This window comes from Rhizobium sp. CCGE531 (genome assembly GCF_003627795.1).
Taxonomy (GTDB): Bacteria; Pseudomonadota; Alphaproteobacteria; order Rhizobiales; family Rhizobiaceae; genus Rhizobium.
This window is the reverse complement of sequence record NZ_CP032684.1, coordinates 3,618,242-3,641,615: the sequence shown is the minus strand read 5'-3', so window position 1 is coordinate 3,641,615 and position 23,374 is coordinate 3,618,242. Positions and strand designations below refer to the sequence as shown.

The 23,374-nt window shown below is 62.2% G+C and carries 24 protein-coding genes; 20 read left to right on the top strand and 4 right to left on the bottom strand.

Going from position 1 to position 23,374, the window contains the following annotated elements; genetic code table 11:
• Nucleotide 1 precedes the first annotated feature (1 nt).
• The 3 genes from CCGE531_RS17740 to hemC form a co-directional block, all read right to left on the bottom strand.
• On the bottom strand, nucleotides 2–1,267 hold the full coding sequence (locus CCGE531_RS17740; protein WP_120665666.1) for a mitofilin family membrane protein: 1,266 nt from the start codon (nucleotides 1,265–1,267) through the stop codon (nucleotides 2–4).
• A gap of 80 nt (nucleotides 1,268–1,347) precedes the next feature.
• Nucleotides 1,348–2,076 carry a uroporphyrinogen-III synthase gene (locus CCGE531_RS17735; protein ID WP_120665663.1) on the bottom strand — a complete coding sequence of 243 codons (729 nt, stop codon included), beginning with the start codon at nucleotides 2,074–2,076 and terminating at the stop codon, nucleotides 1,348–1,350.
• A 6-nt stretch (nucleotides 2,077–2,082) separates the two neighbouring features.
• Entirely contained in the window at nucleotides 2,083–3,012 is a 930-nt protein-coding gene (gene hemC / locus CCGE531_RS17730; protein WP_120665660.1) for a hydroxymethylbilane synthase, read from the bottom strand.
• Between the two features lie 84 nt (nucleotides 3,013–3,096).
• On the opposite strand from hemC, the gene tsaD reads away from it, so the two are divergent.
• Genes tsaD through CCGE531_RS17705 form a run of 5 tightly spaced genes read left to right on the top strand, consistent with a single transcriptional unit; the run spans nucleotide 3,097 to nucleotide 6,605 of the window.
• A complete protein-coding gene (gene tsaD, locus CCGE531_RS17725) occupies nucleotides 3,097–4,194 on the top strand; it encodes a tRNA (adenosine(37)-N6)-threonylcarbamoyltransferase complex transferase subunit TsaD (RefSeq protein ID WP_120665657.1) in 1,098 nt (365 codons plus the stop codon).
• Nucleotides 4,191–5,180, top strand: a complete 990-nt coding sequence (locus tag CCGE531_RS17720) for an NAD(P)H-dependent glycerol-3-phosphate dehydrogenase (protein WP_120665654.1) — start codon at nucleotides 4,191–4,193, stop codon at nucleotides 5,178–5,180. The genes tsaD and CCGE531_RS17720 overlap by 4 nt, the downstream gene beginning before the upstream one ends.
• 27 nt (nucleotides 5,181–5,207) lie before the next feature.
• Nucleotides 5,208–5,501 (top strand): YciI-like protein, encoded by a 294-nt coding sequence (locus CCGE531_RS17715; protein ID WP_120665651.1) that lies wholly within the window; start codon nucleotides 5,208–5,210, stop codon nucleotides 5,499–5,501.
• A gap of 3 nt (nucleotides 5,502–5,504) precedes the next feature.
• Nucleotides 5,505–5,936, top strand: a complete 432-nt coding sequence (locus CCGE531_RS17710; RefSeq protein ID WP_120665648.1) for an EVE domain-containing protein — start codon at nucleotides 5,505–5,507, stop codon at nucleotides 5,934–5,936.
• Nucleotides 5,937–5,954: 18 nt separating this feature from the next.
• The gene (locus tag CCGE531_RS17705) at nucleotides 5,955–6,605 is read left to right on the top strand and encodes a methyltransferase (protein ID WP_120665645.1); all 651 of its coding nucleotides are present in this window, start codon (nucleotides 5,955–5,957) and stop codon (nucleotides 6,603–6,605) included.
• 6 nt (nucleotides 6,606–6,611) lie between these two features.
• Here the strand turns inward: CCGE531_RS17705 and CCGE531_RS17700 are convergent, their stop codons facing one another.
• Nucleotides 6,612–7,010 (bottom strand): hypothetical protein, encoded by a 399-nt coding sequence (locus tag CCGE531_RS17700; protein ID WP_120665643.1) that lies wholly within the window; start codon nucleotides 7,008–7,010, stop codon nucleotides 6,612–6,614.
• A 302-nt stretch (nucleotides 7,011–7,312) separates the two neighbouring features.
• Here CCGE531_RS17700 and sdhC point away from each other — a divergent pair, with 302 nt between their 5' ends.
• From sdhC to CCGE531_RS17620, 15 genes are all read left to right on the top strand, one after another.
• Nucleotides 7,313–7,711 (top strand): succinate dehydrogenase, cytochrome b556 subunit, encoded by a 399-nt coding sequence (gene sdhC / locus CCGE531_RS17695; RefSeq protein WP_120665640.1) that lies wholly within the window; start codon nucleotides 7,313–7,315, stop codon nucleotides 7,709–7,711.
• A gap of 65 nt (nucleotides 7,712–7,776) precedes the next feature.
• Complete coding sequence (gene sdhD, locus CCGE531_RS17690; RefSeq protein ID WP_120665638.1) at nucleotides 7,777–8,157, top strand: succinate dehydrogenase, hydrophobic membrane anchor protein; 381 nt, start codon at nucleotides 7,777–7,779, stop codon at nucleotides 8,155–8,157.
• Between the two features lie 7 nt (nucleotides 8,158–8,164).
• Nucleotides 8,165–10,021 carry a succinate dehydrogenase flavoprotein subunit gene (sdhA, locus tag CCGE531_RS17685; RefSeq protein WP_120665635.1) on the top strand — a complete coding sequence of 619 codons (1,857 nt, stop codon included), beginning with the start codon at nucleotides 8,165–8,167 and terminating at the stop codon, nucleotides 10,019–10,021.
• Nucleotides 10,022–10,038: 17 nt separating this feature from the next.
• Nucleotides 10,039–10,818: a succinate dehydrogenase iron-sulfur subunit gene (locus CCGE531_RS17680; RefSeq protein WP_120665632.1), complete on the top strand. Its 780-nt coding sequence runs from the start codon at nucleotides 10,039–10,041 to the stop codon at nucleotides 10,816–10,818.
• A 326-nt stretch (nucleotides 10,819–11,144) separates the two neighbouring features.
• Nucleotides 11,145–11,669, top strand: coding sequence for a protease inhibitor Inh/omp19 family protein (locus CCGE531_RS17675; RefSeq protein WP_120665629.1), 525 nt, complete (start codon nucleotides 11,145–11,147; stop codon nucleotides 11,667–11,669).
• A gap of 62 nt (nucleotides 11,670–11,731) precedes the next feature.
• Complete coding sequence (zapE, locus tag CCGE531_RS17670; RefSeq protein WP_120665627.1) at nucleotides 11,732–12,895, top strand: cell division protein ZapE; 1,164 nt, start codon at nucleotides 11,732–11,734, stop codon at nucleotides 12,893–12,895.
• A gap of 180 nt (nucleotides 12,896–13,075) precedes the next feature.
• Nucleotides 13,076–14,038: a malate dehydrogenase gene (gene mdh / locus CCGE531_RS17665; protein WP_007690171.1), complete on the top strand. Its 963-nt coding sequence runs from the start codon at nucleotides 13,076–13,078 to the stop codon at nucleotides 14,036–14,038.
• A gap of 27 nt (nucleotides 14,039–14,065) precedes the next feature.
• On the top strand, nucleotides 14,066–15,259 hold the full coding sequence (sucC, locus tag CCGE531_RS17660; RefSeq protein ID WP_120665625.1) for an ADP-forming succinate--CoA ligase subunit beta: 1,194 nt from the start codon (nucleotides 14,066–14,068) through the stop codon (nucleotides 15,257–15,259).
• Nucleotides 15,260–15,264: 5 nt separating this feature from the next.
• Nucleotides 15,265–15,756: a DUF1579 family protein gene (locus tag CCGE531_RS17655; RefSeq protein ID WP_120665622.1), complete on the top strand. Its 492-nt coding sequence runs from the start codon at nucleotides 15,265–15,267 to the stop codon at nucleotides 15,754–15,756.
• Nucleotides 15,757–15,768: 12 nt separating this feature from the next.
• Nucleotides 15,769–16,671 (top strand): succinate--CoA ligase subunit alpha, encoded by a 903-nt coding sequence (gene sucD / locus CCGE531_RS17650; protein ID WP_120665619.1) that lies wholly within the window; start codon nucleotides 15,769–15,771, stop codon nucleotides 16,669–16,671.
• A gap of 174 nt (nucleotides 16,672–16,845) precedes the next feature.
• Nucleotides 16,846–19,830, top strand: a complete 2,985-nt coding sequence (locus CCGE531_RS17645; RefSeq protein WP_120665616.1) for a 2-oxoglutarate dehydrogenase E1 component — start codon at nucleotides 16,846–16,848, stop codon at nucleotides 19,828–19,830.
• Nucleotides 19,831–20,075: 245 nt separating this feature from the next.
• Entirely contained in the window at nucleotides 20,076–21,320 is a 1,245-nt protein-coding gene (gene odhB / locus CCGE531_RS17635) for a 2-oxoglutarate dehydrogenase complex dihydrolipoyllysine-residue succinyltransferase (protein ID WP_120665613.1), read from the top strand.
• Between the two features lie 15 nt (nucleotides 21,321–21,335).
• Complete coding sequence (locus tag CCGE531_RS17630; protein WP_120665610.1) at nucleotides 21,336–22,085, top strand: DUF4241 domain-containing protein; 750 nt, start codon at nucleotides 21,336–21,338, stop codon at nucleotides 22,083–22,085.
• Nucleotides 22,082–22,609, top strand: coding sequence for a hypothetical protein (locus CCGE531_RS17625; RefSeq protein WP_245458896.1), 528 nt, complete (start codon nucleotides 22,082–22,084; stop codon nucleotides 22,607–22,609). Before CCGE531_RS17630 ends, CCGE531_RS17625 begins: the two co-directional genes overlap by 4 nt.
• Nucleotides 22,606–23,361, top strand: a complete 756-nt coding sequence (locus CCGE531_RS17620; protein ID WP_120665607.1) for an SDR family oxidoreductase — start codon at nucleotides 22,606–22,608, stop codon at nucleotides 23,359–23,361. The genes CCGE531_RS17625 and CCGE531_RS17620 overlap by 4 nt, the downstream gene beginning before the upstream one ends.
• Nucleotides 23,362–23,374 lie beyond the last annotated feature (13 nt).

The following is a 23,374-nucleotide window of genomic DNA, read 5'->3' as shown; positions in this document are numbered from 1 at the left end:
CTTAGTTCTGTTTCCCGGTATTGGCGATCGCCTTCGACAAGGCGTCGCTCACCAGATCCTCGACGCGGATGCGGGCCTCCAGCGATTGCTTGAAGGCGGCCGAAGCCGATTTGGCCGCATCGGGCAGGCCGTTCCACTCGGTGACAGCTCCCGGCAGATCGCCATTCCTGACCTTGTCCTCGAAGCGGGCGGCGATGGCATCGATGCTGTCGCCGGGGACGTTGCCGACAGGACGGACCTGGACCAGCGATTTGGCGCCCGACATCAGGCGGCTGCTCCAGCTCTGGTTGGGATCGTCCGTCTGCGCCGTCGCGACGATTGCGGTTGCAACATCGGAAACCTGGCGGATCAAGTCGGCGCGGGAGGGAACGCCTGTCTGGGCGAAGTTCTTGAGATCGGCAACGGCTGGATCGTCCGGCGCGACGTTGGCGAAAGTGTCGAGCTCGGGCTGGAAGGGGCCGCCGCGGTCGATCGCCGCCTTCAAGGCAGCCGCGGCAATGGCGCGGGCAACGGCGCTTTCCTGGCTCGGTCCGCTCAGCTTCTTTTCGGCGTCGTCGAGACGCTTGCTGACTTCAGCATCGGAAGTGGCCTGGCTCTGGGTCGCCTTGCCGAGGTCCGCCTTCAGCTGCTCGACTTCACCGGTCAGCGAGGCGATCTTCTGATCCGACGCCGCGCTTGCGGCTCCGCCGGATCCGCCCGTCGAAGTGCCGTTGGCGGCGCTCGTCTCAAGCGCTGCGACGCGGGCCGTAAGCGCCTCGTCGGGCTTGGCCGCCGGCACGGCCGCGAGATTGGCGATGCTCTGCTTGAGGCCGTCGATCTCCGCATTCAGTGCGGCTACATCGGCGGAACTATCCTTCGCGGCGCGTCCGCCCGGCAAAAGACCGGCATATTGCAACGCGCCGGCACAGATGAGGGCAATCAAGCCGCCGACGATGCCGGCCGCGATGAGGCCCGAGGTCGAGCCTTCGCGGGGCTGCTGCTGTGGCCGCTCGGCATGGGGAGGCTCAGGGTCTGCCTGCTGTGTCGTCGTTTGCCGTTCTTCGGGGGCAGACGCGAAGATAGACTCCTGAAACTCCTCGCGCAGCGGCTCCTTGTCCGTTTCGAGCGGCATTTCCACTTCATTGGCGGAGGAGGAGCCGAATTCGTCGTGACTGCGCTCCGTCACGTCTTCTGGAGCTGCGTCCTGCGCTGTTTTTTCGGCTTCCAGGTCGATCGTGACCGGTTCGTCGTTGGGCTTCGAATGGTTAGGCGGTTTTCGCGATACCATGAGGTCCTCTTTATCATGCGCTGCAACGAAGTTAGACAGACAAGACGATTATGGAAAGACCTTAGATCAAAATTGCGGCGTTACTCATGGATCAGAAGCGCCAGAAGTCGGTCTTCGTTCGGCATGTCGGCGATATCGGTGCGAGAATGCATCCGCGCCGGAATCGCCTCGGCGATGGCCTCGCTCAGGCAGAGGAACCGCGTTTCGGTAAAGGCTTCCGGATTTTCCTGGATGAAGGGCAGGCTGAAAAAGCGCTGCGCTGTTTGATAGGAGTAAAGCAGCACGGCATCGGCGCGGGCGTCTGTAAAAAGTCGGCGAAGAACGGCATTGTCCGGAGCAATGTCTCGCATCCGATAGCATTCCACGATGAAGAACGGCACTTGCAGCTCCATCAGCCCCGCTTCGAAACCGGGCGCCCGAGGGGAGCCGGCCAGATAGAGAAGGGGGTTCCCGCCAAGGCTGGCCGGATGGCCTGATATCAAGGCGGCAAGCTCGGCGCCGCCACCTTCCGACATGGCGATATTGCCGAAGCCGAGATCGGCCGCCTCTTTGGCTGTCGCCTTTCCCACAGCAAAGAGGGTACGACCAAGATGCGGCGCCAGATCGGAGCCCAATGATGCAAGCGCCCGGATTGCCTCGGCGCTGGTGACGGCGATGGCGCCTTGGGTGCTCAGCAGCGCCGGCCCTGCTTCCTCGATGTAATGGACAGGTTCGGCGAGCGGCAGCAGGAAAGCCTCGTGGCCCATCCGCGCCAGTCGCCGCATGGTGCGTTCACCCGAATGCTGAGGGCGGGTGACGACCACGCGCATCTTTCGTCAGGTCCAGTCTTCGAAGAAAGTGCTGCCGGCCTCGGCGCGAATCGCCTGGCCGGCGTTGACGCCGAGTGCCTCGGCATCGCGCCGGTGGCCTTCGATGGTGGTCGTGTGTACCTGCTCGCCATCCGGGGTGAGGATCATGCCGAAGAAGCGCAGATGATCGCCTTCGCAAATTGCGTAGCCGGCTATTGGTGTGCGGCAGGAGCCGTCAAGCGCTGCGAGGAAGGCGCGCTCGCAGGATACCGCGTCGAAGGTCGCCGCGTCATTCACGGCGGCGAGCAGGTCGTTCATCCTGCTGTCGTCGATCCGGCTCTCGATGCCGATCGCGCCTTGCGCGGGTGCCGGCGGAAATTCATCGGGGTCGAGAATATCCGTAATGACCTCGACCATGCCGAGCCGCTTCAGGCCGGCGAGCGCCAGCAAGGTCGCGTCGGCCTGCCCTTCTTCCAGCTTGCGGAGCCGGGTCTGGACCGAGCCGCGAAAGGTAATGACGTTGATATCCGGGCGCAGGCGGCGGATCAGCGCCTGGCGGCGCAGCGACGCCGAGCCGACGATTGCGCCATGTGGCAGCTCGATCAGTTTCGGCGCGGTGCGGCCGATGACGGAATCGCGAATGTCCTCGCGCGGCAGGTAGGCCGTCAGTGCCAGTCCCTGCGGCAGCTTCGTCGCCATGTCCTTGGCGGAGTGCACGGCGAAATCGAGCTCGCCCGAGATCAGCTTTTCTTCCAGTTCTTCCGTGAACAGGCCCTTGCCGCCGATTGCGGCTAGCGAGCGGTCGGTGATGCGATCGCCCTTGGTGCTGAGAACGACGATTTCGAACATCTCCTCCGGAAGGCTATGGGCCGCCATCAGGCGGTCGCGCGCTTCTCGCGCCTGGGCAAGCGCCAGCGGGCTGCCGCGCGTGCCGATCCGGAAAGGTTTTGTTTGCATCCGCTTTGATCCGTTGTTACCGACAGTTCCCGTAACCATATTTCCGCTTTATCGCAATCGACCTGTAGGCAACGAACAATCTCCATGGCGCCCGTTCTTCGCATTCTCGGCATCGAAACAAGCTGCGACGAAACCGCCGCGGCCATTGTCGAGCGCCGGGATGACGGCACGCCCACGGTCTGTTCCGATGTCGTCCTCAGCCAGTTGGACGAGCATAGCGCCTATGGCGGCGTCGTGCCGGAAATCGCCGCGCGGGCGCATGTCGAGGCGCTCGATACGCTGATCGACGAAGCATTGAAACGCGCCAATGTGTCGCTCTCAGACGTCGATGCCATTGCCGCCACCTCCGGCCCCGGCCTCATCGGCGGGCTGCTTGTCGGGTTGATGACCGGCAAGGCGATCTCGCGGGCGACAGGCAAGCCATTATACGCCATCAACCACCTGGAAGGCCATGCCCTGACGGCGCGGCTGACCGACGGGCTCGCTTTTCCTTATCTCATGCTGCTCGTTTCCGGCGGGCATACCCAGCTGATCCTGGTGCGCGGCGTCGGCGACTACGAACGCTGGGGCACGACGATCGACGATGCGCTCGGCGAAGCCTTCGACAAGACGGCCAAGCTATTGGGATTGCCCTATCCCGGCGGTCCGGCGGTGGAGGCAGCCGCCAGGAACGGCAATCCGGATCGCTTCGATCTTCCGCGCCCGCTTGTCGGCGAAGCGCGCCTCGATTTTTCCTTTTCCGGCCTGAAAACGGCCGTGCGGCAGGCGGCGACGGCGATCGCGCCGGTCACGGAGCAAGATATCGCCGATGTCTGCGCCTCCTTCCAAAAGGCGATTTCGCGCACGCTGAAGGACCGGATCGGCCGCGGCCTGCAGCGCTTCAAGACGGAATTTCCGAAGACGGCGGAAAAGCCGTCGCTTGTCGTGGCAGGCGGCGTTGCCGCCAATCTCGAGCTGCGCCGCACCCTGCAGGAGCTTTGCGATGCCAACGGTTTCCGCTTCATCGCGCCGCCATTGAGATTGTGTACGGACAATGCGGTCATGATCGCCTGGGCGGGATTGGAACGCATGGCGACGGGGGCGGCCCCTGACGATCTCGATGTGCAGCCGCGTTCGCGCTGGCCGCTGGATCAGAAGGCGGCAACTCTGCTTGGACATGGCAAACGAGGAGCAAAGGCATGAGCGGCAACGAGCAGATCGCAGTCATCGGCGCGGGCGCTTTCGGCACCGCGCTCGCAACCGTCATCGCGCTGACCGGCCGCAGCGACGTGACGCTCGTCGGGCGGAAAGCCGGGCTGATGGCGGATCTTGCCGCCGATCGCATGCATGATGCCGTCCTGCCCGGGATCGAGCTTCCGGATTCGCTGCGGTTCTCGGCCGAGGCGGATGCCGTTTCCAGCGCCGGCATCGTTCTTTTCGCGATGCCCTCGCAGGCGCAGGCCGATGCCGCCCGCCAGTATGGCCCCTATCTCGCCAAGGATGCCGTCGTCGTCACCTGCGCCAAGGGCATCGACAAGATCTCCGGCGATCTCCTGACCGACATGCTGGAGCGGGAATTGCCGCAGCATGCCATCGCCGTTCTCTCCGGGCCTGGCTTTGCCTCCGACATCGCCAAGGGCCTGCCGACGGCCATGGCGATTGCCGCTGCCGACATCGCCGTGGCCGAAAGGCTCGCCCAGACGATTTCCGGACCGACCTTCCGTCTTTATGCATCGGATGATCGCATCGGCGTACAGCTCGGCGGCGCGCTGAAAAATGTTCTCGCCATCGCCTGCGGCATCGTCGAGGGACGGGGCATCGGCGATTCCGCGCGCGCGGCGCTCATCAGCCGCGGCCTCGCCGAGATGTCGCGCTTTGTCGCGGCCAAGGGCGGCAAGGCTGAGACGGTGCGCGGGCTTTCGGGCCTTGGCGACCTCGTGCTGACGGCCACCAGCCATCAATCCCGCAACCTGCGATTCGGCATCGCGCTTGGCGAGGGCGAAGCAGCCGATCCGACACATGGCACCTTGGTCGAAGGCGCCTATGCGGCCTCCATCGCCGCGCGGCTTGCCCACGAACTCGGCGTCGACATGCCGATCACAGACGCGGTTTCCGCCATCATCGACGGCAAGCTCGACATAGCCACAGCCATCGGGCAATTGATGACACGGCCGATCACCACGGAATAATTTCTGGATATCTAAAGGAGCCAAACAATGCTGTTTGCCTTTGTCTGCAAGGACAAGCCCGGCCATCTGAATGTTCGCATGGAGACGCGTCCGGCGCATCTGGAGCATCTGAACAAGCTCAATGCCGAGGGGACGCTGAAGATGGCGGGGCCTTTCCTGGATGCCGAAGGCAAGCCGAACGGCAGTCTCGTGGTCGTCAATGCCGAGAGCATCGAGGCGGCGAAGGTGATTGCCGATGCCGATCCCTATACGAAGGCCGGCCTGTTCGAGAGCGTCGAGATCAAGCCGTTCAACTGGGTCTTCAACAATCCGGAGGCATGAGAGATGGCGCACTGGCTTTATAAATCCGAGCCGTCCTCCTGGTCCTGGCAGCAGCAGAAGGACGCGGGGGCGAAGGGAACCGAATGGACCGGCGTGCGCAACTATCTCGCCCGCAACAACATGCGGGCCATGCAGATCGGCGACAAGGGCTTCTTCTATCACTCCAATGATGGGCTGGAGGTCGTCGGCATCGTCGAGGTTTGCGCGCTGGCGCATCCGGATTCGACCGCCAAGGACGATCCGCGCTGGGAATGCGTTGATATCCGCGCCGTCCGAGACATGCCGAAATTTGTCTCCTTGAAGGATATCAAGGCCAATCCGAAGCTTTCGCAGATGGCGCTCGTCACCTCCATGCGGCTCTCCGTACAGCCGGTGACCGATGAGGAATGGCTCGAAGTCTGCCGCATGGGCGGTTTGGACAACCCGCCGGTCTGAGTAGGCGCGAGGAACCCGTTGAAAACCGATCCGGAAAGCTTCATCCGCGCCAATACCAGCCTGATGGCGCCGCCGCATGTGCCGGAAATCCGGCTGCATCTTGCAAGCGAGGCGCATGCGCTCTGGCTGAAGACGGAGGAGGAGCTGGAAGAGATCGGCCTGCCGCCGCCCTTCTGGGCCTTTGCCTGGGCGGGCGGCCAGGGTCTGGCGCGTTATATCCTCGATCATCCGGAGACCATGACTGGCAAAACCGTGCTGGATTTTGCCAGCGGTTCCGGGCTTGTCGCCATTGCGGCGAAGCGCGCGGGTGCCGCCCATGTGCTTGCCGTCGATATCGATCCCTGGGCGGGCACGGCGATCCGGCTAAATGCCGCTGAAAATGGCGTGGATCTCGATTTCGCCGGTGACGATATCATCGGCCGAGCCGTGGATGCGGACGTCATTCTTGCCGGCGATGTCTTCTACGATCGCGATTTTGCCGCGAGCCTCATTCCCTGGGTACGGCAGCTGGCCGGTGAGGGGAGGCTGGTTCTCGTCGGCGATCCCGGCAGAGCCTATCTTCCCAAGGACCACCTCGAGGCGCAGGCGACCTACCAGGTACCGGTGACGCGGGCGCTAGAGGATAGCGAGATCAAGAAAACGACGGTCTGGCGATTTCTCGCCAGTTGAAAATCGTCAGTGCCTGATGACGCAGACGCCGGCTTCGTAGGAGCAGGGATTGCCGGCATAGCGGATATCAATGACCTTCGCCTTCGGCCTCAGCTGCGGCGCGGTGGGCCGCGCGTAGGGATCGTAGCCGCCGTAGCCGATAACGTAGGTGCCGCCATCGGCCCGATAGACATCGGCCGTGCCGGCATAGCTGCCAGCGTTTGCCGCGTCGCGACGTTCCATGATTACGATCCTTGCCGGCTGCTGCCCGAGACCCTGCGGCTGAGAAATCTGGTGCAGGCGCACAATGCCGGAGCTATCGTGATGATGCCAGTGGCGGTAGTCGCCCGCCGATGCCGGCGCGAAGGAGAGGGTGGCTGCTGCCGCCAAAACGAGCGCTGCCGCCTTGAAAAGATGCGGTGTCATGATTCGCCCCGCTCCGGTTCGTTAATGAAATCTTAACGGCAGATTGCCCCAAGACCGCGGCGAAGTCCACGCCAGGGTTGCCGAAATGGTAAATGGCGCGGATTGGGCGGCTGGTCTCTGCATGCTCGCTAAAGTGCAGAGCGATCCGAATCGATTAAATTCAATGCTGGCATCAATTGTGCTTGTCGATAGGCGTCTGGGTGATTAATGGTCGCAATGATGCAACGCACACCGCATGTCTCTGCGCGCGCGTTGCCCCGGATAACCGGGTTCTAAGCGTATCGTAACGCCGCGAGGTTCTGATGGCGAACGTCACACAAAACCGGCCTCTGTCGCCGCATCTGCAAATCTACAAACCCATCCCCACCATGGTCATGTCGATCGTCCACCGCATCACCGGCGCCGCGCTCTATTTCGGCACGGTGCTGGTTGCGTGGTGGCTGATCGCCGCCGCGACGGGCCAGGCCTATTTCGAGCTGGTCAACTGGATCATGGGTACGATCATCGGCCGCATCATCCTGCTCGGCTACACCTGGGCGCTGCTGCACCATATGGTCGGTGGTCTGCGCCATTTCGTCTGGGACCTCGGGTATGGTTTCGATCCTGCCGTCTCGACGAAGATGGCCAAGTTCACGCTCGTCGCTTCGATCTGTCTGACCGCGCTGGTCTGGATCATCGGCACCGTCATCCGGCTGGGTTGATTGGCATGATCATTCCCGGAAGCGCTCGGATGCCTTTCGGGATCATGCTTTAAAGGATAATTCTCATGGATATGCGCACTCCTCTGGGCAAAGTCCGCGGTCTCGGTTCCGCCAAGGAAGGAACCGATCATTTCTGGCGTCAGCGCCTGACCGCCGTTGCCAACGTTCCGCTCTTTCTCTTCTTCGTCATCTTCCTGATGATCTATGCCGGCGCGCCCTACGCTGAAGTCGTGCATGCGATCTCGAACCCGATCGTCGCCGTCATCTTCGGCCTGATGGTGATCTCCGCCATCATTCACATGAAGATCGGCATGCAGGTCATCATCGAGGACTATGTCCACGGCGAATTCGGCAAGATCGTCCTTCTCATGCTCAACACGTTCTTTGCGGTCGTGGTGGCGGGGCTCTGTCTTTTCGCCATTCTGAAGATCGCGTTCGTAGGATAATTGTATCATGGCACCGAACTCTTCTGCTCAGAATGGGCCCGCTCAGAACGGGAAAGCCTACAAGTATGTCGACCACTCCTATGACGTGATCGTCGTCGGCGCCGGTGGCGCCGGCCTGCGCGCCACGCTCGGCATGGCCGAGCAGGGCTTCCGCACCGCCTGCATTACCAAGGTTTTCCCCACCCGTTCGCACACCGTCGCAGCCCAGGGCGGCATTGCCGCCTCGCTGCAGAACATGACGCCGGACAGCTGGCAGTGGCATCTCTACGATACCGTCAAGGGCTCCGACTGGCTCGGCGACGTCGATGCCATGCAGTACATGGTCATGGAAGCCCCGAAGGCGGTCTACGAGCTCGAGCACTACGGCGTGCCCTTCTCGCGCAACGAAGAGGGCAAGATCTATCAGCGCCCGTTCGGCGGCCATATGCAGAATTTCGGCGACGGACCGCCGGTGCAGCGCACCTGTGCTGCCGCCGACCGTACCGGCCACGCCATCCTGCACACGCTCTATGGCCAGTCGCTGCGCAACAATGCGGAATTCTTCATCGAGTATTTCGCGCTCGACCTCATCATGTCCGACGATGGCAGCCGCTGCACCGGCGTCGTTGCCTGGTGTCTCGATGACGGCACGATCCATCGCTTCGCCGCCAAGATGGTGGTGCTGGCGACCGGCGGCTACGGCCGCGCCTATTTCTCGGCAACCTCGGCCCATACCTGCACCGGCGACGGCGGCGGCATGGTGGCCCGCGCCGGCCTGCCGCTGCAGGACATGGAATTCGTGCAGTTCCATCCGACCGGCATCTACGGTTCGGGCTGCCTGATCACCGAAGGCGCGCGCGGCGAAGGCGGCTATCTCGTCAATTCCGAGGGCGAGCGCTTCATGGAGCGCTATGCTCCCTCCGCGAAGGACCTTGCCTCGCGCGACGTCGTTTCGCGCTGCATGACACTGGAAATTCGCGAGGGTCGTGGCGTCGGCAAGAACAAGGACCATATCTTCCTGCATCTCGACCATCTCGATCCGGCCGTGCTGCATGAGCGCCTGCCCGGCATTTCCGAGAGCGCCCGCATCTTCGCCGGCGTCGACGTGACCCGCGAGCCGATCCCGGTCCTGCCGACGGTTCACTACAACATGGGCGGCATCCCCACCAACTACTGGGGCGAAGTGCTGAATGCCGACAGCAATAATCCCGAGCGGGTGCTGCCCGGCCTGATGGCCGTCGGCGAAGCCGGTTGCGCCTCGGTGCACGGCGCCAACCGTCTTGGCTCCAACTCGCTGATCGACCTTGTGGTCTTCGGCCGCGCCGCCGCCATCCGCGCCGGCCAGGTCGTCGATCGCGTCGGTCCGGTCCCGCCTGTGAACGTCGCGGCCTGCGACAAGATCATGGAGCGCTTCGATCGTCTGCGCCACGCCAGCGGCTCGACGCCGACGGCAGCACTGCGCGAAAAGATGCAGCGCGCCATGCAGGAAGACGCCGCCGTGTTCCGCACCCAGGAATCGCTGGAATCCGGCTGCCGCCGCCTTTCGGAGATCTGGACGGAAATGTCCGATATCAAGGTTACCGACCGCTCGCTGATCTGGAATTCCGACCTCGTCGAAACGCTGGAACTGCACAATCTGATGGCCAACGCCATCACGACGATCTACGGCGCCGAGGCCCGCAAGGAAAGCCGTGGCTCGCATGCCCGCGAGGACTACACCGAGGGCAAGTTCGCCGGCCGAAACGACGAAGACTGGCGCAAGCATACGCTTGCCTGGGTCAATGATGCAGGCGACGTGAAGCTCGACTATCGTCCCGTTCACACCGACCTGATCGCCGAAGGCATCGATCCGCACAAGATCGAGCCGAAGGCACGCGTGTATTGATCTGAGAGGAACTGACCATGGTTGAACTCGCTCTCCCCAAGAACTCTCAGATGCGCGAAGGCAAGGTCTGGCCGAAGCCGGTCGGAGCCAAGAATACGCGCAAATTCCGCGTCTATCGCTGGAGCCCGGATGACGGCCTGAACCCGAGCATCGATACTTATTACATCGATATCGACGATTGCGGCCCGATGGTGCTCGACGGTCTGCTCTACATCAAGAACAAGATCGATCCGACGCTGACGCTGCGCCGCTCCTGTCGTGAAGGCATTTGCGGCTCCTGCGCGATGAACATCGATGGAACCAATACGCTCGCCTGCACAAAGGGTCTGGACGAAGTCAAGGGCACGGTAAAGATCTACCCGCTGCCGCATCTGCCTGTCGTCAAAGATCTCGTACCGGATCTGACGAATTTCTACGCGCAGCATCGCTCGATCGAGCCCTGGCTGAAGACGGTATCGCCGCCGCCTGCCAAGGAATGGAAGCAGAGCCATGAAGACCGCCTGAAGCTCGACGGCCTTTACGAGTGCATCCTGTGCGCCTGCTGCTCGACCTCCTGTCCGAGCTATTGGTGGAACGGCGACCGCTATCTCGGCCCGGCCGTGCTGCTGCAGGCCTACCGCTGGCTGATCGACTCCAGAGACGAAGCCACGGGCGAGCGCCTCGACAATCTCGAGGATCCATTCCGCCTCTATCGCTGCCACACGATCATGAACTGCGCCCAGACCTGCCCGAAGGGTCTGAACCCGGCCAAGGCAATTGCCGAAATCAAGAAGATGATGGTCGAGCGGCGGGTTTAACCCGCCGTTCCGGCTGTTTTCGACATGTCTGCGGCGTTTACCGCGAAGGACGAAAGAAATGCTTCGGCAGATTTGCCGAAGCGCCGGAGTGGTCCTCCAGATGACACGAGATAGGATCCGAGAGGATGCCGAAATTCGCCGCTTGCATCCATTTTGGGCGAGGTCTGGCGGATAGCCTTGAAACCACCCGATTCTTGTCCAGCTATCGCCTACGGCAATTTGTAGCGGTACCGACTTGATTAACCAAAGTGAAATACGATAATTCCGACATCATTAAACATTACTTCGCAGATGTCAGCGGTGGACAATCAATTAGGAGTGTGATGATGCAGTTCAGATATGCAGTGACGGCTGCGGCGATTGGTCTGTCGCTTGCCGGTTGCCAGCGCACGGCATACAATAACGACAGTTATTCTGCCCCGCCACTGCAGGCCCAGCCTGTTCCTTCCGTACAATCCAGCCAGCTTCCGCCTGCCGGCGCCGGCAACGGTTCGCAATTTCCGGCCGCTCCGGCGAGCCTGCCGAACGCCGCCAATCCGCAGCAACAGCAGGCGATGGCGGCCTCGGCCATGGATGTCACGAAAGAATCGATGGTCGGCAGCTGGAAGGTCAGCAATGGCGGATCGAGCTGCGACATGTTCCTGACGCTGACGAACCTCGGCAGCGGTTCGCGCGGCGGCACGCGCGGTTGTGCGGGCGAACTGACATCGATGGGCTCGTGGGAAGTTTCCGGCAAGCAGGTTCTCCTGAAGAATCGTGACGGCTCGACGGTCGGCACGGTCTACAAGACAGCCGATTCGCGCTTCGACGGCTCGACCGCCTCCGGCCAACCGCTCAGCCTCAGCCGATAAGCTTATTTGAAAGGGGCGGCATCCCTAGGATGCGCCCCATTTGCACAGGCGGATAGTTCCCCATGCAGCCCATGCCAGATTACTCGATCAGCGTCTGCGAACAGCTAAAGGCGCTGACGGCATCCGGATCCCTCCAGGTGGATTCGGCGCAGATGGATGTGGCGAAAATGCTGGACCGGGTGCTTGCCGATCTCAAGCGGAAGCGGCCCGCTGCCAAATCCAGCGCGCTCGGCTGGATGTTTGCCGCGCGCAAGAAGTCCGCCGAAACAATCAAGGGCCTCTATATTCACGGCAGCGTCGGACGCGGCAAGACCATGTTGATGGACATGTTCTTCTCGATGGCGCCCTGCCAGAAGAAGCGCCGGGCGCATTTCCACGAGTTCATGACCGATGTGCACAATCGCATTGCCGCACAGCGGCTAAAATTCAAGAATGGCGAGACCAAGCAGACCGATCCGCTGCCGCCGGTTGCCGCCGATCTCTACGCCGAAGCCGAACTGCTTTGCTTCGATGAATTCACCGTGACGGATATCGCCGATGCGATGATCCTGTCGCGGCTGTTTTCCGAGCTATTCTCGCTCGGCTGCGTGCTGATCGCCACCTCGAATGTCGAGCCGGACAATCTCTATCGTGACGGGCTCAACCGCGGCCTGTTCCTGCCTTTCATCGATCTATTGAAGAAGCATGTTGGCGTAGCGACGCTCGATTCTCCGACCGATTACCGCATGGAGAAGCTGAACAGCCAGCCCGTCTATCTCATCCCGCTTGACCAGCGCACCGATATGGCAATGGATGCGTCGTGGATGCAGGCATTGCACGGACGCAAGGCGCAACCGATGGAGATCCCGATGAAAGGACGCTCCATTCACGTACCGCTCGCCGTCGACCGCATGGCGCGTTTTTCCTTCGCCGATCTTTGCGAGGCGCCGCTCGGGCCCGCCGATTTCCTCGCCGTCGCCGAACGCTTCGATACGATCTTCCTCGATCGCATACCGAAGCTCGGGCCGGAAAAGCGCAATCAGACGAAGCGGTTCATCATTCTCATCGACACGCTCTACGATCACAACATCCGTCTTTATGTGTCTGCGGCCGCCATGCCGGAGGATCTGCTGGAGGGACGGCGAGGGACGGAAGGCTTCGAATTCGACCGCACGGCGTCGCGGCTTTTTGAGATGCGCAGCGCCGAATATCTGGCCCAGACTCCAGCCAGGCGAGCCGCCGAGTAACAATTCGGTGACAGAGTATCTTACGTTTACGTAAGAGATTTTATATCTAACCGATTGAAATTCCTGATCTCAAAATAATCAATTGCCAATTTCACCCTTTGGGTCTATGCGATTGACGGCTATTGTGGATGCTTTTCACGGTGTCCCGCCACGGATTTTGATCGCAAAGGATATACCGAAATGGCGCGCAACAAGATCGCACTTATTGGTTCTGGCATGATTGGTGGCACGCTGGCGCATCTCGCCGGCCTGAAGGAGCTGGGCGACATCGTCCTGTTCGACATCGCGGACGGCATTCCTCAGGGCAAGGGTCTCGACATCGCCCAGTCTTCGCCGGTCGAAGGCTTCGACGCCAACCTCACCGGGGCCAGCGACTATTCCGCGATCGAAGGCGCTGACGTCTGCATCGTTACGGCAGGCGTTGCCCGCAAGCCCGGCATGAGCCGCGACGATCTTCTCGGCATCAACCTCAAGGTCATGGAGCAAGTCGGCGCCGGCATCAAGAAGTATGCCCCGAATGCTTTCGTCATCTGCATCACCAATCCGCTCGACGCCATGGTCTGGGCGCTGCAGAAGTTCTCGGGCCTCCCGGCCAACAAGGTCGTCGGCATGGCCGGCGTGCTCGACTCGTCGCGCTTCCGCCTCTTCCTCGCCAAGGAATTCAACGTCTCCGTCGAAGATGTCACTGCTTTCGTTCTCGGCGGTCATGGCGACTCGATGGTTCCGCTCGCCCGTTACTCCACCGTTGCCGGCATTCCGCTGACGGACCTCGTCACCATGGGCTGGCTCACCGCCGAGCGCCTCGAAGAGATCATCCAGCGCACCCGTGACGGCGGCGCCGAGATCGTCGGCCTGCTCAAGACCGGCTCTGCCTATTACGCTCCGGCCGCTTCCGCCATCGCGATGGCCGAATCCTACCTCAAGGACAAGAAGCGCGTCCTGCCCTGCGCTGCTCACCTCGACGGCCAGTATGGCGTCAAGGACATGTATGTCGGCGTTCCCACCGTCATCGGCGCCGGCGGTATCGAGCGCATCATCGAGATCGACCTGAACAAGGCCGAAAAGGAAGCCTTCGACAAGTCGGTCGCATCCGTCGCCGGCCTTTGCGAAGCCTGCATCACCATTGCGCCGTCGCTGAAGTAATCTAGCCGTTATAACAGGGATAAACCCATGAACATTCATGAATATCAGGCCAAGGCTCTGCTGAAGACCTATGGCGCACCCGTCGCGGACGGCGTTGCCATCTTCTCCGCTGACGAAGCCGCCGCCGCTGCCCAGCAGCTTCCAGGCCCGCTTTACGTCGTCAAGAGCCAGATCCACGCCGGCGGCCGCGGCAAGGGCAAGTTCAAGGAACTCGGCCCGGATGCCAAGGGCGGCGTCCGCCTTGCCAAGTCGGTCGACGATGTCGTTACCAACGCCAAGGACATGCTCGGCAACACGCTGGTGACCAAGCAGACCGGCCCGGCCGGCAAGCAGGTCAACCGCCTCTACATCGAAGACGGCGCCGACATCGACCGCGAACTCTATCTCTCGATCCTCGTCGACCGCTCCGTCGGTCAGGTCGCATTCGTCGTTTCGACCGAAGGTGGCATGGACATCGAGACCGTCGCGCATGACACGCCGGAAAAGATCATCACTGTCGCCATCGATCCGTCGACGGGCGTCACGGCGGCCAACACGGCTGCTCTTTCCGACGCGCTGAAGCTCGAAGGGGCTGCCCGTGAAGATGCCGCCAAGCTCTTCCCGATCCTCTACAAGGCCTTTGTCGAAAAGGACATGGCGCTCCTCGAAGTGAACCCGCTGATCGTCATGACCAACGGCCGCCTGCGCGTTCTCGACGCCAAGGTTTCTTTCGACGGCAATGCCCTCTTCCGTCATGAAGACGTCCGCGCGCTGCGCGATACGTCGGAGGAAGACGAGAAGGAAATTCAGGCGCACGAACATGATCTCGCCTATGTCGCCCTCGACGGCAACATCGGCTGCATGGTCAACGGCGCCGGCCTTGCCATGGCGACCATGGACATCATCAAGCTCTACGGCGCCGAGCCGGCGAACTTCCTCGATGTCGGTGGCGGCGCCACCAAGGAAAAGGTCACGGCCGCCTTCAAGATCATCACCGCCGATCCGGCTGTCCAGGGCATTCTGGTCAACATCTTCGGCGGCATCATGAAGTGCGACGTCATTGCCGAAGGCGTGCTCGCCGCCGTCAAGGAAGTCGGTCTGAAGGTTCCGCTCGTCGTTCGCCTCGAAGGCACCAATGTCGAGCTCGGCAAGAAGATCATCAACGAATCCGGTCTCAACGTCATCTCCGCCGATGACCTGGACGATGCCGCCCAGAAGATCGTCAAGGCAGTCAAGGGCTGATCGGGATGGCTGCTTCCTTCGCTCCAACGGCTGCTCATCTTCGCCTCGGTGCCTTTGCCGGCACCTGGGAAGGGGAAGAGCGCGTCGCGGCTTCGGCCTGGACGAAGGAAGGAACGGCAACCGCGCAGCTCACGGCAGAGTGTCTGTTTGGCGGATTTTTCGTCGAACAGCGCTACGTGCAGAGGCGGGACGGCAGCACATCGTTCGAAGCCCGGAACATTCTCGGCTTCGACGCTGCGGATCAGGCCTACAAGCTCTATCAGTTCGATACGGTGGGCTTTGTGCCCGCCGCGCCGGCCTCCGGCGAGTGGATCGACGACAGGCTTGTCCTGACCAAAGTCTCGCCGCGCGGTCAGCAACGCACTCTCTTTCAGTTCGAAAATGAAGACTGCTACCGCATGGGCGTCACGTTCTCGCCCGCCGGCAGCGATACATGGCAGGAGGTCGTCAGCGGTGTCTATCGTCGCGTTGCCTCCGCGTCTTCCAACCTCTCGTAACAAAGGCCTCGCATGTCTATTCTCATCAACAAAGACACCAAGGTTCTGGTTCAGGGCCTGACCGGCAAGACCGGTACCTTCCACACCGAACAGGCGCTTGCCTATCACGGCACGAAGATGGTCGGCGGTATCCATCCCTCCAAGGGCGGTGAAACCTGGACCGGCAAGGACGGCGAAAAGCTGCCGATCTTCAAGTCGGTCGCTGAAGGCAAGGATGCCACCGGCGCCAACGCTTCGGTCATCTACGTGCCGCCGGCGGGTGCCGCGGCCGCGATCCTCGAGGCGATCGAAGCCGAGATCCCGCTGATCGTCTGCATCACGGAAGGCATTCCGGTCGCCGACATGGTCAAGGTCAAGGACCGCCTCCTGAAGTCGAAGTCGCGCCTGATCGGGCCGAACTGCCCGGGCGTGCTCACCCCGAACGAATGCAAGATCGGCATCATGCCGGGCTCCATCTTCAAGAAGGGCTCCGTCGGCGTTCTCTCGCGTTCCGGCACGCTGACCTACGAAGCCGTATTCCAGACCACCAATGAAGGCCTCGGCCAGACGACGGCTGTCGGCATCGGCGGCGACCCGGTCAAGGGCACCGAATTCATCGACATCCTGGAAATGTTCCTCGCCGACGACGAAACCAAGTCGATCATCATGATCGGCGAAATCGGCGGTTCGGCGGAAGAAGAAGCCGCGCAGTTCCTCAAGGACGAAGCCAAGAAGGGCCGCAAGAAGCCGATGGTCGGCTTCATCGCCGGCCGCACGGCACCTCCCGGCCGCACCATGGGCCATGCCGGTGCCGTCATCTCCGGCGGCAAGGGCGGCGCGGAAGACAAGATCGCGGCGATGGAAGCGGCGGGCATCCGCGTGTCGCCGTCGCCGGCGCGTCTCGGCAAGACGCTGGTGGAAGTCCTGAAGGGCTGAGCCTACCTATAGCAAGGCCGGACGGGGCGGCAGCCGCCTTGTCCCGTCCGGTTTCGAAATTCGCAAGTGCATATCAGCGGCCCTGAGGGCCGCGAACGAAATACGGTCGCCGGGATCCGAAAACCGGCAGCGCAAACAAGTTGGGAGACGGGCGAGAGCGTCCGCGGATTCACCATGGCAAGGCAAGAAGCCAACGAGCAATTTCAGATCACCTCGTTCCTGGATGGCGCCAATGCTGCCTATATCGAGCAGCTTTATGCGCGCTACGAGAACGATCCTTCATCGGTCTCCGACGAATGGCGGTCTTTCTTCAAGGCGCTCGAGGATAGCCCCGACGATGTGAAGAGGGCGGCCAAGGGTGCCTCCTGGCAGCGCAAGAACTGGCCGATTCCGGCAAAGGGCGATCTCGTGTCGGCGCTTGACGGCGACTGGGGCGTTGTCGAAAAGGTCATCGAAACCAAGCTGAAGACGAAGGCCGAAACCGCCGGCGCGCCGGCCGACACGACCGACGTCCTGCAGGCGACGCGCGATTCCGTGCGCGCCATCATGATGATCCGCGCCTATCGCATGCGCGGCCACCTGCACGCCAAGCTCGACCCGCTCGGCATTGCTGCTCCTGTCGAAGACTACAAGGAATTGTCGCCGGAAGCCTATGGCTTCACCGATGCGGACCTCGACCGGAAGATCTTCATCGACAACGTGCTCGGCCTCGAATTCGCAACTATTCGCGAGATGATCGATATCCTCGAGCGCACCTATTGCTCCACCCTCGGCGTCGAATTCATGCACATCTCCAATCCGGAGGAGAAGGCCTGGATTCAGGAGCGCATCGAAGGGCCGGACAAGGGCATCGCTTTCAATCCCGAGCGCAAGAAGGCCATCCTGCAGAAGGTCATCGAAGCCGAAGGCTACGAGCAGTTTCTCGACGTCAAGTTCAAGGGCACGAAGCGTTTCGGTCTCGACGGCGGCGAATCGCTGATCCCGGCGCTCGAGCAGATCCTGAAGAGCGGCAGCCAGCTCGGCCTCAGGGAAGCTCTGTTCGGCATGGCCCATCGCGGCCGCCTGAACGTGCTTTCGCAGGTTATGGGCAAGCCGCATCGCGCCATCTTCCACGAGTTCAAGGGCGGCTCCTATGCGCCTGACGAAGTCGAAGGTTCGGGCGACGTGAAATACCATCTCGGCGCGTCCTCGGACCGCGATTTCGATGGTGCCAAGGTGCACGTCTCGCTGACGGCGAACCCCTCGCATCTGGAAATCGTCAATCCCGTCGTCATGGGCAAGGCTCGCGCCAAGCAGGACATGGGCGCCACCCAATGGGACGGCGACATCATTCCGCTTTCGGAACGCGCCAAGGTCGTGCCGCTGCTGATCCACGGCGACGCGGCTTTCGCAGGCCAGGGCGTGGTCGCCGAAATCCTCGGCCTCTCCGGTCTGCGCGGCCATCGCGTTGCCGGCACGATGCACGTCATCATCAACAACCAGATCGGCTTCACCACCAATCCGGCCTTCTCGCGTTCGTCGCCCTATCCGTCCGACGTCGCCAAGATGATCGAAGCGCCGATCTTCCACGTCAACGGCGACGATCCGGAAGCTGTCGTCTATGCGGCGAAGATCGCCACCGAATTCCGCATGAAGTTCCACAAGCCTGTGGTCCTCGACCTGTTCTGCTACCGCCGCTACGGCCACAATGAAGGCGACGAACCGTCCTTCACGCAGCCGAACATGTACAAGGTCATCCGCGCCCACAAGACGGTGCTGCAGATCTATTCGCAGCGGCTGGTCGGTGAAGGCGTGCTGACCGAAGGCGAAGTCGAGAAAATGAAGGCCGATTGGCGCGCCCATCTCGAACAGGAGTTCGAGGCCGGCCAGTCCTACAAGCCGAACAAGGCCGACTGGCTTGACGGCGAGTGGTCGGGCCTGCATGCGGCCGACAATGCCGACGAGCAGCGCCGCGGCAAGACCGCCGTGCCGATGAAGTCGTTGAAGGAAATCGGCCGCAAGCTGTCGGAAATCCCGTCCGGCTTCCATGCGCACCGCACCATCCAGCGCTTCATGGAAAACCGCGCCAACATGGTGCAGACGGGCGATGGTATCGATTGGGCCATGGCGGAAGCCCTGGCGTTCGGTTCGCTCGTCGTCGAAGGCCACAAGATCCGCCTGTCCGGCCAGGACTGCGAACGCGGCACCTTCTCGCAGCGCCATTCAGTCCTCTACGATCAGGAGACCGAAGAGCGCTACATTCCGCTCGCCAACCTGGCGCCGACCCAGGCTCGCTACGAAGTCATCAACTCGATGCTCTCGGAAGAAGCGGTTCTCGGCTTCGAATACGGCTATTCGCTCGCCCGTCCGAACGCGCTGACCCTCTGGGAAGCCCAGTTCGGCGACTTCGCCAACGGTGCGCAGGTCGTCTTCGACCAGTTCATCTCGTCGGGCGAACGCAAGTGGCTGCGCATGTCCGGCCTCGTCTGCCTGCTGCCGCATGGCTATGAAGGCCAGGGGCCGGAACACTCTTCCGCCCGCCTGGAACGCTATCTGCAGCTCTGCGCCGAGGACAACATGCAGGTTGCCAACGTCACGACGCCGGCGAACTACTTCCACATCCTGCGCCGTCAGCTGAAGCGCGACTTCCGCAAGCCGCTGATCCTGATGACGCCGAAGTCGCTGTTGCGCCACAAGCGCGCCGTGTCGACGCTTGCGGAGATGGCGGGCGAAAGCTCCTTCCACCGTCTGCTGTGGGACGATGCGGAAGTGATCAAGGATGGCCCGATCAAGCTGCAGAAGGACAACAAGATCCGTCGCGTCGTCATCTGCTCGGGCAAGGTCTACTACGATCTCCTGGAAGAGCGCGAGAAGCGCGGCATCGACGATGTCTACCTGCTGCGCATCGAACAGCTCTATCCGTTCCCGGCCAAGGCGCTCATCAACGAACTCAGCCGCTTCCGCAATGCGGAGATGGTCTGGTGCCAGGAAGAGCCGAAGAACATGGGCGCATGGTCCTTCATCGATCCCTATCTGGAATGGGTGCTTGCCCATATCGATGCCAAGTACCAGCGCGTTCGCTACACCGGCCGTCCGGCCGCCGCCTCACCGGCGACGGGCCTGATGTCCAAGCATCTGTCGCAGCTTGCGGCGTTCCTCGAGGACGCGCTCGGCGGTTGAGGGGTTGCGCGATGACGCGTTTTCGTTTGAAAATCGCGTCGTCGCGCTCCAGCCTTCCGCATGATGCGACGGGGGAGAAGATGGCCGTCATGCAGCAACATGCAGCCTATCGCCGCGATCAAGCAAAAGCCCGGTCGACCGCTGTCGTTGTCCGGGCGCCAGCGTCGCGGCGTATCACCCGTCCCCCGGCCCTCTGCCGCCGGAATTCCATCTAACTCATAATGACGAAAATCAGGATTTGAACAATGGCCACTGAAATCCGCGTTCCTACCCTCGGCGAATCCGTCAGCGAAGCGACCGTCGGTACCTGGTTCAAGAAGGTCGGCGATGCCATCAAGGCTGATGAGCCGCTTCTCGAACTTGAAACCGACAAGGTGACGATCGAAGTCCCGGCGCCTTCCGCCGGCACGCTTTCCGAAATCGTTGCCCAGGCCGGCGAAACCGTAGGCCTCGGCGCGCTGCTCGGCCAGATCTCCGCCGGCAATGGCGCCGCCGCCGCTCCGGCACAGGCTGCCGCACCCGCGGCTCCGGCTGCTCCGGCACCGGCCGCTGCCGCACCGGTTGCAGCGCCCGCCGTTTCCGCTCCGGCTTCTTCCATGCCGCCGGCGCCGGCCGCAGCCAAGCTGCTTGCCGAAAACAATCTCTCCGCCGATCAGGTCGAAGGCAGCGGCAAGCGCGGCCAGGTGCTGAAGGGCGATGCCATCGCCGCTGTCGTCAAGGCTGCTTCGGCGCCTGCCGCCGCATCGGCCGCACCCGTTGCCGCGCGCGCCCCGACTGCCGTCGAGGACGTCAGCCGCGAAGAGCGCGTGAAGATGACGCGCCTGCGCCAGACGATTGCTCGGCGCCTCAAGGATGCACAGAACACCGCCGCCATGCTCACCACCTACAACGAGGTGGACATGAAGGCCGTGATGGACCTGCGCAACAAGTACAAGGACGTCTTCGAGAAGAAGCATGGCGTGAAGCTCGGCTTCATGGGCTTCTTCACCAAGGCCGTTACCCACGCGCTGAAGGAATTGCCGGCTGTCAACGCAGAGATCGACGGCACCGACATCGTCTACAAGAACTACTGCCACATCGGTATGGCCGTCGGCACCGACAAGGGCCTCGTCGTTCCGGTTATCCGCGATGCCGACCAGATGTCGATTGCCGAAGTCGAGAAGGAGCTTGGCCGTCTGGCGAAGGCTGCTCGCGACGGCACGCTGTCGATGGCGGACATGCAGGGCGGTACTTTCACCATCACCAATGGTGGCGTCTACGGTTCGCTGATGTCCTCGCCGATCCTGAACGCGCCGCAGTCGGGCATTCTCGGCATGCACAAGATCCAGGAGCGTCCGGTCGCCATCGGCGGTCAGGTCGTCATCCGCCCGATGATGTATCTGGCGCTCTCCTACGACCACCGCATGGTGGACGGCAAGGAAGCGGTTACCTTCCTCGTGCGCGTCAAGGAAAGCCTGGAAGATCCGGAACGTCTCGTTCTCGATCTCTAAGGGGAGCGTTGGATCATGTCGACATGGCCCATGCGGACGCTGCGCGGATTGATGTGCGCCGTTTCCGCATGGATGCCATCGTCCGCTGGCTCGGTCGAGCTCGACATTTCCAAGCTCAGCAGCAATCTCGATCTGGCGTCGCTCAGCGACGCCGATCTTGCCGCCCGCTCGATCAATGTCCTGCGCATCGGCAAGGTGGAACTGACCTCGGGGCGTATCGTCGCCAGCGATCCGCTCGTCGGGCCTGACCGTCCAGCGCTTACTCGCGCCGTTTCCCCCGGTGATTATCCCGTCACGCTCTATCAAGCCTTCGGCCGGATCGCCGCGGCGAGCATGCGCTTTGCCGAGGGCAAGCCGGTGCGTTGGGAGCTGGCCGTGATCCCCGGCCAGGATATCAATTCGCTGAAGAATGACGAATTCTTCGGCTATCCGGTCGATGCCGGTCTCGGCTGCTACATGGATGCCGATACCTATGCGCTGATTCAAATGCGCGAAAAGCAGGTTCAGCTGGAGAAGGCCTCGTCCGACGTCAATTACTATGACGATGTTCTGGCGTCCGAACTGAGCGCCAACAGCGACAACTATGTCATGCATCGGCCGGTATCGGGCAAGCGCGGCAATGTCGCGATCTTCTGGAGCGGCTGGGGCGACGGCTTCTATCCGGTCTTCTGGGGGCTCAATGCCAGCGGCCGGCCGCTTGTGCTTCTCACCGATTTCGGCGTGACCGAAAATGCCGATGGCCGGCATGAGCCGGGAGGGGAATGACCATGCCGGCTCAGAACATGATGGCACGACTGGCTTCGATGCCGTTGGTAACACTGGCCTGCGCGGCTGCTCCCGTCTCTGTCCATGCGGAAGAATGCGTGCAGGAAAAGGCCGTCTACGTCGATATGGACAATGCCTACGAGCTGCGGTTCGAGCCGATGGGGTCGGAATCGTCGGTCAGCAACAGGTTCAAGCTCGCCGTGCGCAATACCGCCATCGTGGCCGAAGGCATCGTCATGCGCACAGACGATCAGCTGCGCGCCGATGGCCGGATCATGTTCGAATGCCCCGAGGGCGATGTCACCGGCGCGGATCTGCGGGCCTGCACCGTCTGGCAGGGCATGGTCTATGCCTCCGACCTGAAGGGCCATATCCGCGCATTGCCGGCGGAAGGCGAGAGTGCTGCGGACCGGCTGTTCCTGCCGGCGCTTGGCCCCTCGATCCAGAAATCGTCGCTGTGGGGCAAAGGGAAAGCGACCGTCGCACCCTGGGACGTCCTCAGCCTGAAAGGATGCAATCAATGACCGAGAATGCGCCCGTTCTCCTCGTGACCGGCGGCAGTCGCGGCATCGGTGCCGCGGTCTGCCTGGCCGCCGCCCAGCATGGCTGGGCCGTGGCGGTCAACTATGCGTCCAACAAGGATGCCGCCGAGGCCGTGGTGGCAACGATCCGCGATGCCGGCGGCGAGGCGATTGCGATCGCCGGTGATGTCGGCAAGCCCGAGGATATCAAATCGATCTTCGCCAAAGTCGACGCACATTTCGGCCGCATCGACGGGCTTGTGAACAATGCCGGCATTGTCGACGCCATCCAGCGCCTGGACGAGATGACGCCGGAGCGGCTCGACCGCATGTTCCGCATCAACGTCACCGGCTCGATGCTGGCGGCGGCGGAAGCCGTGCGCCGCATGTCGACCCGGCATGGCGGCAAGGGCGGGGTGATCGTCAATGTCTCCTCCATGGCCGCCACGCTCGGCGGCGGCGGACAATATGTCGACTACGCCGCCTCGAAGGGAGCGATCGATACATTCACTGTGGGGCTTGCGCGTGAGGTGGCGGCGGAAGGCATCCGCGTCAATGCGGTGCGGCCCGGCATCATCGATACCGATATCCATGCAGCCGCCGGCCTGCCGGATCGGGCACGCGATATCGCGCCGCAATTGCCGATGAAGCGCGCGGGAACGGCCGATGAGGTCGCCGACGCCATCCTCTACCTTTTGAGTCCGCACGCGTCCTATATAACCGGCGCAGTGCTCGATGTGAGCGGCGGGCGCTAATCGGAAAGGGTGC